This is a genomic window from Aeromicrobium tamlense (assembly GCF_013408555.1).
Classification (GTDB): Bacteria; Actinomycetota; Actinomycetes; order Propionibacteriales; family Nocardioidaceae; genus Aeromicrobium; species Aeromicrobium tamlense.
In genome coordinates this window covers 2,847,108-2,860,489 of the sequence record NZ_JACBZN010000001.1, presented here as the reverse complement: position 1 = coordinate 2,860,489, position 13,382 = coordinate 2,847,108, and the positions used below count along the sequence as shown (strand labels likewise).

General features: G+C 71.8%; 12 protein-coding genes. 10 read left to right on the top strand and 2 right to left on the bottom strand.

What is annotated here, in order from left to right; translation table 11 throughout:
- Positions 1–18: 18 nt before the first annotated feature.
- From BJ975_RS14015 to BJ975_RS13990, 6 genes are read left to right on the top strand one after another with little or no spacing between them, the layout of a single operon-like run.
- The gene (locus BJ975_RS14015; RefSeq protein WP_325064617.1) at positions 19–1,263 is read left to right on the top strand and encodes a CaiB/BaiF CoA transferase family protein; all 1,245 of its coding nucleotides are present in this window, start codon (positions 19–21) and stop codon (positions 1,261–1,263) included.
- Positions 1,260–2,390: an acyl-CoA dehydrogenase family protein gene (locus BJ975_RS14010; protein WP_179426986.1), complete on the top strand. Its 1,131-nt coding sequence runs from the start codon at positions 1,260–1,262 to the stop codon at positions 2,388–2,390. The genes BJ975_RS14015 and BJ975_RS14010 overlap by 4 nt, the downstream gene beginning before the upstream one ends.
- Positions 2,387–3,439 carry an acyl-CoA dehydrogenase family protein gene (locus tag BJ975_RS14005; RefSeq protein WP_179426983.1) on the top strand — a complete coding sequence of 351 codons (1,053 nt, stop codon included), beginning with the start codon at positions 2,387–2,389 and terminating at the stop codon, positions 3,437–3,439. The genes BJ975_RS14010 and BJ975_RS14005 overlap by 4 nt, the downstream gene beginning before the upstream one ends.
- Positions 3,436–4,200, top strand: a complete 765-nt coding sequence (locus BJ975_RS14000) for an enoyl-CoA hydratase/isomerase family protein (RefSeq protein WP_179426982.1) — start codon at positions 3,436–3,438, stop codon at positions 4,198–4,200. Before BJ975_RS14005 ends, BJ975_RS14000 begins: the two co-directional genes overlap by 4 nt.
- A gap of 28 nt (positions 4,201–4,228) precedes the next feature.
- Positions 4,229–5,341 (top strand): alcohol dehydrogenase catalytic domain-containing protein, encoded by a 1,113-nt coding sequence (locus BJ975_RS13995; RefSeq protein WP_179426980.1) that lies wholly within the window; start codon positions 4,229–4,231, stop codon positions 5,339–5,341.
- A 2-nt stretch (positions 5,342–5,343) separates the two neighbouring features.
- Complete coding sequence (locus BJ975_RS13990; RefSeq protein ID WP_179426978.1) at positions 5,344–6,810, top strand: NAD-dependent succinate-semialdehyde dehydrogenase; 1,467 nt, start codon at positions 5,344–5,346, stop codon at positions 6,808–6,810.
- A 1-nt stretch (position 6,811) separates the two neighbouring features.
- On the opposite strand, the gene BJ975_RS13985 is transcribed toward BJ975_RS13990, so the two are convergent.
- Positions 6,812–7,192, bottom strand: a complete 381-nt coding sequence (locus BJ975_RS13985) for a hypothetical protein (protein ID WP_179426976.1) — start codon at positions 7,190–7,192, stop codon at positions 6,812–6,814.
- Between the two features lie 111 nt (positions 7,193–7,303).
- Positions 7,304–7,696 carry a universal stress protein gene (locus tag BJ975_RS13980; protein ID WP_179426974.1) on the bottom strand — a complete coding sequence of 131 codons (393 nt, stop codon included), beginning with the start codon at positions 7,694–7,696 and terminating at the stop codon, positions 7,304–7,306.
- A 111-nt stretch (positions 7,697–7,807) separates the two neighbouring features.
- On the opposite strand from BJ975_RS13980, the gene BJ975_RS13975 reads away from it, so the two are divergent.
- From BJ975_RS13975 to BJ975_RS13960, 4 genes are read left to right on the top strand one after another with little or no spacing between them, the layout of a single operon-like run.
- Entirely contained in the window at positions 7,808–9,541 is a 1,734-nt protein-coding gene (locus BJ975_RS13975) for an acyclic terpene utilization AtuA family protein (RefSeq protein ID WP_317628264.1), read from the top strand.
- Positions 9,538–10,689 (top strand): acyl-CoA dehydrogenase family protein, encoded by a 1,152-nt coding sequence (locus tag BJ975_RS13970; protein ID WP_179426970.1) that lies wholly within the window; start codon positions 9,538–9,540, stop codon positions 10,687–10,689. The genes BJ975_RS13975 and BJ975_RS13970 overlap by 4 nt, the downstream gene beginning before the upstream one ends.
- A gap of 1 nt (position 10,690) precedes the next feature.
- On the top strand, positions 10,691–11,785 hold the full coding sequence (locus BJ975_RS13965) for a winged helix DNA-binding domain-containing protein (protein ID WP_179426968.1): 1,095 nt from the start codon (positions 10,691–10,693) through the stop codon (positions 11,783–11,785).
- Positions 11,782–13,380 (top strand): acyl-CoA carboxylase subunit beta, encoded by a 1,599-nt coding sequence (locus BJ975_RS13960; protein WP_179426966.1) that lies wholly within the window; start codon positions 11,782–11,784, stop codon positions 13,378–13,380. The genes BJ975_RS13965 and BJ975_RS13960 overlap by 4 nt, the downstream gene beginning before the upstream one ends.
- Positions 13,381–13,382 lie beyond the last annotated feature (2 nt).

Sequence of the window (13,382 nt, the reverse complement as noted above, 5' to 3'; positions counted from 1 at the left end):
AATAGTATACATTCATGCATGAACTTCGGTACCCCACGAAAGGCGAACACGATGGCCGCTGAGGACACCCCTCCCTCAGGACCCTTCTCAGGCGTCCGTGTCCTGGACCTGACGCGTGTCGTCATGGGCCCCCTGGCCACCCAGGTGCTGGCCGACCAGGGCGCCGACGTGATCCTCGTCGAGGCGCCCGGTGGCGACACCAATCGCGTGATGGGCCCCGGTCCCCACAAAGAGCTCTCGGGCATCGCGCTCAACCTGCTGCGCAACAAGCGCTCGATCGACATCGACCTCAAGTCCGACGAGGGCAAGCGCATCATCGCCGAGCTCGTCCCGCAGTGCGACGTCGTCGTCGCCACGATGCGCCCGCAGGTGCTGACGCGCCTCGGCCTCGACTACGACTCGCTCCAGCAGCTGCGCCCCGACCTCGTCTACTGCCAGGCCCAGGGCTTCCCGCTGGCCAGCGACCGCTCCGAGGAGCCCGCGTACGACGACATCATCCAGGCCGCCAGCGGCGTCGCCGACATGGTCGAGCGCGTCACCGGCACCCCCTCGCTGCTGCCCACGATCTTCGCCGACAAGGTGTGCGGCCTCGTCATGGCGCAGGCCATCAGCGCCGCCCTCTTCCACCGCGAGCGCACCGGCGAGGGCCAGCACATCGAGGTGCCGATGCAGCAGGCCACCGCGGCGTTCATGCTCGCCGAGCACGGCAGCGGCGCGATCGCCGAGCCGCCCGTGAACGACGAGGGCCGCCCGGCCTCGGGCTACCCGCGCGTGCTCTCGCCCGAGCGTCGCCCGCACCCGACCAAGGACGGGATGGTGCACCTCTTCCCCTACCTGCCGCGCCACTACGCGCAGCTGTTCGCCGAGGCCGGCGTCGCGGGAGCCGAGTCCGATCCCCGCTACGTCGACCAGCGCGCCACGCTGACCCACTCCGACTCGCTCTACCGCGACGTCCGCAAGGTGGCGCCGCAGCGCACCACCGAGGAGTGGCTGGAGTTCTGCCGCGAGGTCGGCATCCCCGCCACCCGCGTGGCGAGCCTGCAGGACCTCGTCGACGACCTCGAGATCGCGCAGCACCCCGTCGCGGGCGGCTGGCGCGTGATCCCGCAGCTCGCGAACTTCTCGAAGACGCCCGCCAGCGTGCGGCGTCCCGCGCCGCTCATCGGCGAGCACACCACCGAAGTCCTGGACGAGCTCGTCCACTCCGTCGCCGGCCGGCCGTCCGGTGCGGGGGAGTCCGACACGGTCAAGGGGCTGGCATGAGACTGACCGCGACCGAGCTGTCACCCGCCGAGCGCGCGCTCAAGCAGGAGGTGCGCGAGTGGCTGGACGAGCGCCTGCCCGAGGGCTCGTACCCGCTGGGCCTGGGCATGGGCGGCGCCGTCGACCCCGAGTTCTCGCGCGACCTCGGCGCGCAGGGCTGGATCGGCATGTCGCTGCCGAGTGAGTACGGCGGCCACGGCCGCACCGCGGTGGACCGCCTCGTCGTGGTCGAGGAGCTGCTGGCTCGCGGCGCCCCGGTGGGCTACCACTGGATCGCCGACCGCCAGTTCGGTCCGGGCATCGCGGCGAACGGCACCGAGTGGCAGAAGGAGACGTTCCTGCCGGGCATCGCCTCGGGCGAGTACTCGTTCTCCATCGGCATGAGCGAGCCCGACTCCGGCTCCGACCTCGCGTCGGTGCGCACGCGTGCCGAGCAGGTCGACGGCGGCTGGCGCATCAACGGCACGAAGATCTGGACCACCGGCGCGTACACGGCCACGCACATCGTGGCGCTGCTGCGCACGTCGGAGGACCGCCACCGCGGCATGACGCAGTTCATCATCGACCGCCACACGCCCGGCCTGACCGTCTCGCCGATCGAGTTCATCGACGGCACCAAGGACTTCTGCGAGCTCTCGTTCGTCGACGTCTTCGTCCCCGACGACCGCCGCCTCGGCGAGGTCGGCGCGGGCTGGTCGCAGAACACCGGCGAGCTCGCGCTCGAGCGCGGCGGCGTCGACCGCTGGATGAGTGTCATGGCGCTGCTCGACCGCTGGGTGCGCCAGGAGGCGCAGCGTCCGGGCGGCCACGCGGCCGAGCTCGGCGCGCTGACCGCCCGCGCCTGGGCGTTCCGCGGCATGTCGCTCGCCGTCGCGCGCATGGTCGACGCCGGGCAGTACCCCGTCACCGAGGCCGCGCTCATCAAGGAGATGGCGACGCGCTTCGAGCAGGACTGCACCGACCTGATGGTGCGCCGATGGGGCCGCACGCCGCGCCCCGACTCGGACGATCCGTACGAGCGTCTGCTCGCGACGGCCGTCCAGGTCGCGCCGGCCTGGACCATCCGCGGCGGCACGAACGAGATCCTCCGCTCGGTCATCTCCAAGGGATTGAGGAAGAACGCATGACGCACGAAGTCGACCCCGATCTGCGGGACATGCTGGAGGACTTCTTCGCCACCGAGGTGACCCCCGTGGTCGTCGAGGAGGCCGAGCGCGCCGGGACGTACGCCGCCGACGTGTGGAAGAAGGCCGAGTCGCTCGACCTGCCGTGGATCGGCATCGACGAGGAGTGCGGAGGCGCCGGCGGTTCGCTGGCCGACCTCGTGACGCTCGTCGCCGAGGCTGCACGCCGGGCCACCCCCGCGCCGTTCGTCGAGCACCACCTCGCCGCGTGGCTCGTGGCGCAGGCCGGCCTCGATCGCATCGAGGGTCCGCTGACCGTGTCCGGTCTGACCGAGACGGTCGAGGTCTCGGGCGATCGGCTGACCGCGACCCTCCCCGAGGTCGCGTTCGCCGGCGACGCCTCCGCCGTCGTGGTCCTCGCGAAGTCCGAGGGTGCCGACGTGGTGGCCGTGCTGCGCCCCGCCGGCGCCACCCTCGAGCCCCACGCCGACATCGACGGCACGCCGGTCCCGACCGTCGTCGCCTCGGACGCGCCCGTCGTGGTCGCGCCGCTCTCGGTGACCGCCGAAGATGTGCGCCGCCGCGCCCTCCTGCTGCGCAGCGCCGTGCTCGCCGGACTCACCCGGGCGATGTTCGAGCTCACGCAGTCCTACACCGCCGAGCGCCACCAGTTCGGCAAGCCCGTCGGCTCGTTCCAGTCGGTGCAGCTGCACGTCGTCACGTTGGCGCAGGCCGCCGAGATGTCGCAGGTCTGCGTCGACCGCGCCGCCGGCGCGCTGTCCATCGGCGGTGGCGAGTTCGAGGTGCTGGCGACCGCCGCCGTCACCGCGCAGAACGCCGTGCAGGGCGCCCGCTCGGCGCACCAGGCGCACGGCGCGATCGGCATGACGCGTGAGTACGCCCTGCAGTTCCTCACCCGCCGTGTCCAGACGTGGCGCCAGCGCTGGCAGTCCCAGTCCGACGTCGAGGACGCCGTCGCCGGCTGGGCGCTCGAGGCCCCGTCCCTCTCCGGGCTGATCGCCCGCCACCGTGAAGAAGGAGTCGTCGCATGACCGACGCCGTGAACGTCATCCGCCAGGGCCACATCGCGATCCTGGAGGTGAACCGACCGCCAACGAACTACTTCGACGTCGAGGTGCTGACCTTCCTCGCCGACACCGGCATCGCGCTGGCCGAGGAGGGCGTGCGCGCGATCGTGCTGGCCTCCGCGGGCAAGCACTTCTGCGCCGGTGCCAACTTCGCCGAGGGCGACATGGCCGAGGCGCGCGTGGAGTCCTCGCGACGCATCTACGCCGCCGCCGCCCGCATGTTCACCATCCCGATCCCCGTGGTCGCCGCCGTGCAGGGGTCCGCCGTCGGCGGCGGCCTCGGGCTGGCGTGCGCGGCCGACTTCCGCGTGGCCGCCGACTCGAGCCGCTTCCACGCGAACTTCTCCGCCCTCGGCTTCCACCAGGGCTTCGGCCTGAGCGTGTCGCTGCCGCGCATCGTCGGCGAGCAGCAGGCCTCGCGGCTGCTGCTGACCTCGGCCCGCCTGACCGGCACCGAGGCGTTCGAGATCGGCCTCGTCGACGAGCTCGTCGAGCCGGACCAGATCCGCGACGCCGCGATCGCGCTGGCGGACACCATCGCCAGCCGTGCGCCGCTCGCGGTAGCGTCCATGCGCAAGACCCTGCGTGGGTCGCTCGCCGACGACGTGGCCCAGGTCCTGGACCACGAGATCAGCGAGCAGACGTGGCTGTGGCGGACCGAGGACTGCGCCGAAGGCATCAGTGCGAACCTCGAGCGTCGCGACGCCGTGTTCACCGGCCGTTGATCGTCCCCCCGAACGACGAGGAGCAGAAGTGAAGATTCGTGGCGCCGTCCTGGAGTCCATCGGGGCTCCCAGCCCGTTCGACCAGTCCCGCCCGCTGCAGGTGGCCGAGCTCGACCTCGCCGAGCCCGGGCCCACCGAGGTGCTGGTGCGGGTCGAGGCCGCCGGGGTGTGCCACTCCGACCTCTCCGTCGTCGACGGCAAGCGACCGCGTCCCGTCCCGATGCTGCTCGGCCACGAGGCCGCCGGTCGGATCGAGCAGGTGGGCGCCGAGGTCACGGACCTCGCGGTCGGCCAGCGCGTCATCATGACCTTCCTCCCGCGCTGCGGCGAGTGCGCCGGCTGCGCCACCGACGGCATGGCACCGTGCGTGCCCGGCTCGGTGGCCAACGGCGGCGGTGAGCTGCTCGCCGGTGGCAGCCGGCTGAGCCGCGACGGCTCGCCCGTCACGCACCACCTCGGCGTCTCGGGCTTCGCCACGCACGCCGTGGTCGACCACCGCTCGCTCGTCCCCGTCGAGGACGACGTCCCGCCGAACGTGGCGGCCGTCCTCGGCTGCGCGGTGCTCACCGGCGGCGGCGCCGTCATCAACGTCGCGAAGCCGAGGTCGGGCCAGACCGTGGCGGTCGTGGGCCTCGGCGGCGTCGGCCTCGCGGCCGCTCTGACCGCGCTGTCCTACGAGGGCGTGCGCGTCGTCGGCATCGACCCGCTCGGCCACAAGCGCGCGGCCGCGCTGCAGGCCGGCGTCCACGAGGCGCTGACCCCCGACGAGGCCGCTGAGAAGGGCTTCAAGGCCGACGCCGTCATCGAGGCCGTCGGCAGCGGCCGCGTGTTCGCCTCGGCAATCGCGCTCACCGCCCCGGGCGGCAAGACGATCACCGTGGGCCTGCCCGCGCCCGACGACACGATCGAGCTGTCGCCGCTGGCGCTCGTCGCCGAGGGCAAGACGCTCGTCGGCAGCTACCTCGGCTCGGCCGTGCCGAAGCGCGACATCCCCGTCTTCGTCGACATGTGGCGCGCCGGCCAGCTGCCGCTGGAGCACCTCGTCAGCTCGACGATCGCGCTCGACGACATCAACCGCGCCATGGACGACCTCGCCGACGGGTCCGAGCTGCGCCAGATCATCGACTTCACCCAGGAGTGACCGTGAGCGTCGCCGAGTTCATCGACTCCCTGCTCGCCGGCCGCACGGCCGACCTCTACCTCGACGGCCGCTGGACCCCCGCGTCCGGTGGCGCCACGTTCGCGGTGGAGGACCCCGCCACGGGCAAGGTCATCACCGAGGTCGCCGAGGGCACTGCCGCCGACGGCCAGGCCGCCCTCGCCGCCGCCGATGCCGCCCAGGCCGCGTGGGGCGCCACCACTCCGCGCGAGCGTGCCGACATCCTGCGCGGCGCGTTCGACCTCATCACCGCTCACGCCGACGACTTCGCCCGGCTGATCACGGCCGAGATGGGCAAGTCGCTGGCCGAGGCGCGCGGCGAGGTCGCGTACGGTGCCGAGTTCCTGCGCTGGTTCTCCGAGGAGGCCGTGCGCATCGACGGCCGCTACGGCACGCTGCCGTCGGGCAAGCTGCAGATGATGGTCGACCGCCGTCCGGTGGGCCCCTCGCTGCTCATCACGCCGTGGAACTTCCCGCTCGCGATGGCCACGCGCAAGCTCGGTCCCGCCCTCGCGGCCGGCTGCACCACGATCGTGAAGCCCGCCGAGCTGACGCCCCTGACCACCCTCGCCGTGGCGAAGGTCTTCGAGGAGGTCGGCGTCCCGGCCGGCGTCATCAACGTGCTGACCACCACCGATCCCGCGGCCACCACCGGTCCGCTGCTGTCCGACCTGCGCCTGCGCAAGCTCTCGTTCACGGGCTCCACGCCGGTGGGCAAGGCGCTGCTGGCGCAGGCCGCCGAGGGCGTGCTGCGCTGCTCGATGGAGCTCGGCGGCAGCGCGCCGTTCATCGTGTTCGAGGACGCCGACCTGGACGCGGCCGTCGAGGGCGCGATCGCGGCCAAGACCCGCAACATCGGCGAGGCCTGCACGGCGGCCAACCGCTTCCTCGTCCACCGCGACGTGCACGACGAGTTCGTCGAGAGGTTCGCCGCGCGCATGGGTGCGTTGAGGGTGGGCGCCGGCGACGAGCCGTCGACCGACCTCGGCCCGCTGATCGACGACCGCAGCCGCGTGCGCGTGCACGGCCTCGTGACCGACGCCGTCGAGCGCGGCGCGCGGGTCGTGGTGGGCGGCGACCTGCCCGACGGTCCCGGCCACTTCTACCCGGCCACGGTGCTGGCGGGCGTCTCCGCCGAGGCGCGGGTCGTCACCGAGGAGATCTTCGGCCCGGTCGCGCCGGTGCAGGTGTTCTCCGACGAGGACGAGGCCGTCGCGCTGGCGAACTCGACCGAGTATGGGCTGGTCGGCTACGTCTACACGCCTGACCTCGACCGCGTCATGCGCGTCGCGCCGCGGCTCCAGTTCGGCATGCTCGGCGTGAACGCCGGTGTCGTGTCCGACCCGGCTGCGCCGTTCGGCGGCGTGAAGCACTCGGGCCTCGGCCGCGAGGGTGGCCGCGAGGGCATCGACGAGTACCTCGAGTACCAGTACGTCGGCATCGCGCGCTGAGTCAGGGGGCGGCGACCACGGCCGAGAGTGCGGCCAGCACGGCGCAGGTCGGCGTCATCACGAGGCGCTCCGGCCTGCTGCGCGAGATCGCGTTGATGAGGATGCCGAGCGCGAAGTAGGCCGTGACGACCCACGCGGCGATCTCGACCGCGCGGTCGGACAGGCCGAGAGTGATCATGCCCGCGCGCGCCAGCAGGATCGCGCCGATCGCGGCATAGAGCGCGACGGACACCGCGCTGCCGATCCGCAGGCGCGTCGGCAGGACCTCGTGCTGTCCGCCCCACGCGAACCGACCGATCGGTGCGCCGAGAGCAAGAGCCACCTGGAACACCGCGAGCGCCGCCAGGACCACGCAGGCCGCTGCCGCGGCGGTCGTCACCATGGCGCGAGCCTAGAGGGTGACAGTTTCCCCGGTTAACCGGGGAAACTGTCACTTCACGAGGTTCGCAACCCTCGTGAAGTGACAGGAAACCTCGTGAAGTCGCGAGGTTGGTCAGGCGGAGGGCTTGACGGTGAGGACCTCGCAGGGCGCCTCGAGCAGGAGGCGCTGCGCGATGCTGCCCATGAGCAGCTTGCCCACGGGGGAGCGGCGGCGGAGGCCGAGGACGAGGAGCTCGGCGTCGTGGGCGTCGACCGACTGCAGCACGCCGGTGACGACGTCGTCCTCCTGGACCTGAGCGGCCGTCGCGTCGACGCCGGCCTCGCGGGCGCGGGCGACGATCTTCTCCAGGTCCTCCGAGGGAGTGGCCGTCGACTCGACGAGGGCACCGCCGCGGACGACGTTCAGCACGACGAGCGGCACCTGTCGCAGCTCTGCCTGGCGGATCGCCACGGGAACGGCTGCCTCACCCTGCGGGGTCGGGGTGTAGGAGAGGAGGACGGTCATGGGGCACCTTTCGCGATACGTATACCCAAGTGTATGCATCGCGCTGGGTCACGGGCAAAGGCACTTACAATCAGGCTTGACTGTTTCTATGTGAGGCACGACACTGGTCGGGTGCGCACCCTTCGTGTCGGCAACTGCTCCGGCTTCTACGGCGATCGCTTCTCGGCGATGCGCGAGATGCTCGAGGGCGGCGAGCTCGACTACCTGACCGGCGACTACCTGGCCGAGCTGACGATGCTGATCCTCGGCCGCGACCGGATGAAGAGCGCCGACCTCGGCTACGCGAAGACCTTCCTCAAGCAGCTCACCGAGAACCTCGCCCTCGCGAAGGAGCAGGGCGTGAGGATCGTCGCGAATGCGGGCGGCCTCAACCCCGCCGGCCTCGCCGCCGCGATCCGCGAGGTCGCCGCCGCGCAGGGCATCGACGTCGCGGTGGCCCACGTCGAGGGCGACGACCTCCTCGCACGGTCGGCCGAGCTCGGCTTCGGCGACGCGCTCACCGCCAACGCCTACCTCGGCGCGTTCGGCATCGCCGAGGCCCTGAAGGCCGGAGCCGACATCGTCGTCACGGGGCGCGTCACCGACGCCTCCGTGGTGGTCGGGCCGGCGATCGCCGAGCTCGGCTGGGGCCGCGAGGACTTCGACCGCCTCGCCGGTGCCGTCGTCGCCGGGCACGTCATCGAGTGCGGCGCGCAGGCCACGGGCGGCAACTTCAGCGGCTTCCGCGACATCGACACCAGCCGGCCGCTCGGCTTCCCGATCGCCGAGATCGGCGAGGACGGCGGCGTCGTCATCACGAAGCACGCGAACACCGGGGGAGCGGTCACGGTCGACACCGTCACGGCGCAGCTCGTCTACGAGATCCAGGACCAGCACTACCTGAACCCCGACGTCGTCGTCGACCTGACCAGCATCGAGCTCGCTCCCGACGGCGACGACCGCGTGCGGATCTCGGGTGTCCGCGGCGGTGCGCCCCCGGTGACCACGAAGGTCTGCCTCAACGCGTTCGGCGGCTTCCGCAACAGCGTCGAGTTCGTGCTGACCGGACTCGACATCGAGGACAAGGCCGCTTGGGTGAAGGCGCAGATCGAGGCCGCGCTCACCGACCCGCCGGCCGAGCTGGTCTGGGACCTCGCCCGCACCGACAAGACCGATCCCGCGTCCCAGCCCGAGGCCGCCGCGATGCTGCGCTGCCACGTGAAGGACGCCGACCAGGACAAGGTCGGCCGCGCGTTCAGCGGCGCCGCGGTCGAGGTCGCGCTGGCCTCGTACCCGGGCTTCACGATGACCGCGCCGCCCGGACGCGGCGCGCCCTACGGGATCTACCGCGCTGCCTACGTGCCGCAGGCCGAGGTCCCGCACGTCGTCGTCCACGCCGACGGCTCCCGCACCGATGTCGCGCCGCCCTCCGTCACCGCCGCGCTCGACGACTACTTGTGGAACGATCTGAACGCTTCTGGGCGCGAGAGCGGTGCAACGCGCTCCAACAGTGGAAAGGGGGCGCGGGCGCCACTCGGCCGCCTCGTGCACGCCCGGTCGGGCGACAAGGGCGGCAACGCGAACGTCGGCGTGTGGATCCCGTCGACGCACCCGCGCCGCGACGAGGCCTACGCCTGGCTCGCGGGCTTCCTCACCGAGGACCGCCTCCGCGAGCTCCTCCCGGAAACAGCTGACCTGGAGATCGAGGTCCACCCACTGCCGAACCTGGCCGGCCTGAACGTCGTCCTGCACGGCCTGCTCGGCGAGGGCGTCGCCTCGTCGACTCGCTTCGACCCGCAGGCCAAGGCGCTCGGCGAGTGGCTGCGCGCCCGCGTCGTCACCATCCCGGAGGAGCTGCTCGCATGAACGCCTGGAACACCCCCGAGCGCGACGCGCTCCGCACCGCCGTGGAGGACTTCACGCGCGCCGAGATCGTGCCGCACCTCGCGCAGTGGGAGGACGACGGCGAGCTCCCGCGCGACCTCCACCGCACCACCGCGAAGGCCGGCTTCCTCGCGATCGGCTTCCCCGAGGAGGTCGGCGGCGACGGCGGCGACATGATCGACTCCTGCATCGCCACCGAGGCGATCATGTCCGCGGGCGGCTCCACCGGCCTGCAGGCGAGTCTCTTCACGCACTCGATCGCGACGCCCCACATCATCGACTCGGGCAACACCGACCTCATCGACCGGTACGCCCGGCCCACGCTCGCCGGCGAGATGATCGGCTCGCTCGGCGTCACCGAGCCCGGCGGCGGCTCCGACGTCGCGGGCATCCGCACGAGGGCCGTGCGCGACGGCGACCACTTCGTCGTCAACGGCGCCAAGACGTTCATCACGAGCGGCGTCCGCGCCGACTTCGTCACCACCGCCGTCCGCACCGGCGGTGAGGGACACGGCGGCATCAGCCTGCTCGTCATCGAGAAGGGCACGCCCGGGTTCACCGTGGGCCGCAGCCTGCGCAAGATGGGCTGGCACTGCTCCGACACCGCCGAGCTCTCCTTCGAGGACGTCCGCGTGCCGGCGGAGAACCTCGTCGGCGACGAGAACGCCGGCTTCTACTACATCGCGCAGCAGTTCGTGGGTGAGCGGATCAACCTCGCCACGCAGGCCTACGCCACCGCGCAGCGCGCGCTCGACCTCGCCGTCGCCTACGCGAAGGAGCGCGAGACCTTCGGCAAGCCGCTCATCGCGCGGCAGGTGATCCGCCACAAGCTGGTCGAGATGCACTCGCGCACCGCGGCCGCCCGCGCGCTGACGCGTGGGGTCGTCGAGCGGGCGGTCGACATCTCGAAGTCCGACCCGACCCTGATCCTCGACGCCGTCGTGGCCAAGAACGAGGCCGTCGCGTGCGTCGAGTTCGTGGTGCACGAGGCCGTCCAGATCTTCGGCGGCATGGGCTACATGCGCGAGTCCGAGATCGACCGCCACTACCGCGACGCGCGGATCCTGGGCATCGGTGGCGGCGCCACCGAGGTCATGAAGGACCTCGCCGCGAAGCTGCTGGGGTACTGACGTGTCCGTCGAGCGCCCGCTGCCGTTCCACAAGTGGAGAGGGGTGGGCGACGTGAGCCCGGCCGAGGTCCGCGGGGAGCGGATGGCGCGGCAGCGACTGATCGGGGAGCCGTTCCCCGACCTCGTGTCGTGCGTCGGCACGCTCGGCGCGGTGCAGTTCCAGGAGTTCGAGGACTCGCTGTGGTCGCTCGCGCGTCGCACCCACGACCGCCCTGCGCGCGACGCGATCGCGGCCGAGATCGCCGAGGGCCGTCTCGTCCGCCACCACGTGCTGCGCCCGACCTGGCACGTCGTCCGGATCGAGGACCTCGGCTGGATGCTCGACCTGACCGCCGACCGCATCCGCGCGCAGTCGCGGCCGCAGATGCGCGCCACCGGTGTGCTCGACGACCGCGACCGGCTGGTCGGCCTCGTCGGCGAGATCGTCGAGTCGGCGGAGGCGCCACTGACCCGCAAGGAGATCGGCGCGGCCCTCGCCGAGCGTGGCGTCGAGCTCAAGGGCCAGGCGCTCGGACACATCACCGTCAGCGCCGAGCTCGACAAGGTCGTCACCACGGGCCCCCGCCGCGGCAGCTGGGACACGTTCGTCCCCTTCGCCTCGCGCATCCCGACGGTCGAGCTCGACCGCGAGGAGGCGCTGGTCCGACTCGCGACGATGTACCTCGCCGGCCACGCGCCCGCCACTGCCCGCGACTTCGCGTGGTGGGCGGGCCTCACCCTCACCGACGCGAAGCGCGCGTTCGAGCAGGTCGAGGTCGACGAGGTCGCCCCGACGACCTCCGACGGCACGGCGTTCATCCTCAGCCTCTTCGACGAGCTCGTGATCGCCTACCAGGACCGCTCGCACTACCAGGTCCCGATCGCGGGCGGCGGCACGATCGACGTGTGGGGCGGCAACCTCGTCCTGCTCGACGGCGTGGTCGCCGCGACGTGGCGCAGCCTCAAGCCGAAGCGCAAGGACGGCAACGGCCTCTTCGAGATCACCCCCGTGCGGGCCCTGACCCGCGCCGACCGCGACCGCATCGACGCCGATGCGCTCGCCTTCATCGACCACCTCGACATCCCTGTCGACCTGCAGTGGAAGGACCCCGCATGAGCAGTGTCAGGACCGCCGTCGACCCGACGACGGCCGCCTACCGGGAGAACCGGGAGGCCGCCCTCGAGCGCGTGGCCGACCTCGGGGAGCAGCACGCCAAGGCGCTGGCCGGTGGCGGCGAGAAATACGTCGCGCGACACCACCAGCGGGGCAAGCTCACCGCGCGCGAGCGGATCGAGCTGCTCGTCGACCAGGACTCCCCGTTCCTCGAGCTCGGCGCGCTGGCCGGCTGGGGCACCGACTTCACCGTGGGCGGCTCGATCATCACCGGCATCGGCGTCGTCGAGGGCGTCGAGTGCATGATCATCGCGAACGACCCCACCGTGAAGGGCGGCTCGTCGAACCCCGTCACGGTCAAGAAGGGCTTCCGCGCCGCGCAGATCGCCGCGGAGAACCGGCTGCCGACGATCAACCTCGTCGAGTCCGGTGGCGCCGACCTGCCCACGCAGAAGGACATCTTCATCCCCGGCGGCGCCAGCTTCCGCAACATCACGAACGCCAGCGAGGACCGGCGCCCCACGGTGGCCCTCGTGTTCGGCAACTCCACCGCCGGCGGCGCCTACGTGCCCGGCATGAGCGACTACGTCGTCATGGTCGACGGCGGCGCGAAGGTGTTCCTCGGCGGCCCGCCGCTGGTGAAGATGGCCACCGGCGAGGAGTCCGACGACGAGTCGCTCGGTGGCGCGCAGATGCACGCGAAGCAGTCCGGCCTGGCCGACTACCTCGCCGTGGACGAGCGCGACGCGATCCGCCTCGGTCGCCAGATCATCCGCCGCATCAACTGGCGCAAGGCCGGCCCGGTGCCGGCCTCGGTCTACGCCGAGCCCGTGCTCGACCCCGAGGAGCTGCTGGGCATCGTGCCCACCGACCTCAAGGTGCCGTTCGACCCCCGCGAGGTCATCGCGCGCCTCGTCGACGGCAGCGAGTTCGACGAGTTCAAGCCGCTCTACGGCCAGAGCCTGGTCACCGGCTTCGCGCAGCTGCACGGCTACCCGATCGGCATCCTGGCCAACGCCCAGGGCGTGCTGTTCAGCCAGGAGGCGCAGAAGGCCGCGCAGTTCATCCAGCTGGCCAACCAGACCGACACGCCGCTGCTGTTCCTGCACAACACCACGGGCTACATGGTCGGCGCGGAGTACGAGCAGGGCGGCATCATCAAGCACGGCGCGCAGATGATCAACGCGGTCTCGAACAGCAAGGTCCCGCACATCTCGATCGTGATGGGCGCGTCGTACGGCGCCGGCCACTACGGCATGAGCGGACGCGCGTACGACCCGCGGTTCATGTTCAGCTGGACCGGCGCGAAGTCGGCCGTGATGGGCCCGGCGCAGCTGGCCGGCGTGATGGAGATCGTCGCGCGGCAGTCGGCCGAGTCGAAGGGCCAGGTGTTCGACGCCGAGGGGTTCCAGGGCATCAAGGACCTCGTCGAGGCGCAGATCGAGGAGCAGTCGCTCGCGTACTTCACGAGCGGCCTGGGCTACGACGACGGCGTCATCGACCCGCGCGACACCCGCACGATCCTCGGCATCTGCCTGTCCGCGATCGCCAACGCGCCCGTCGAGGGCGCGCGGGGCTACGGGGTGTTCCGCCTGTGAGA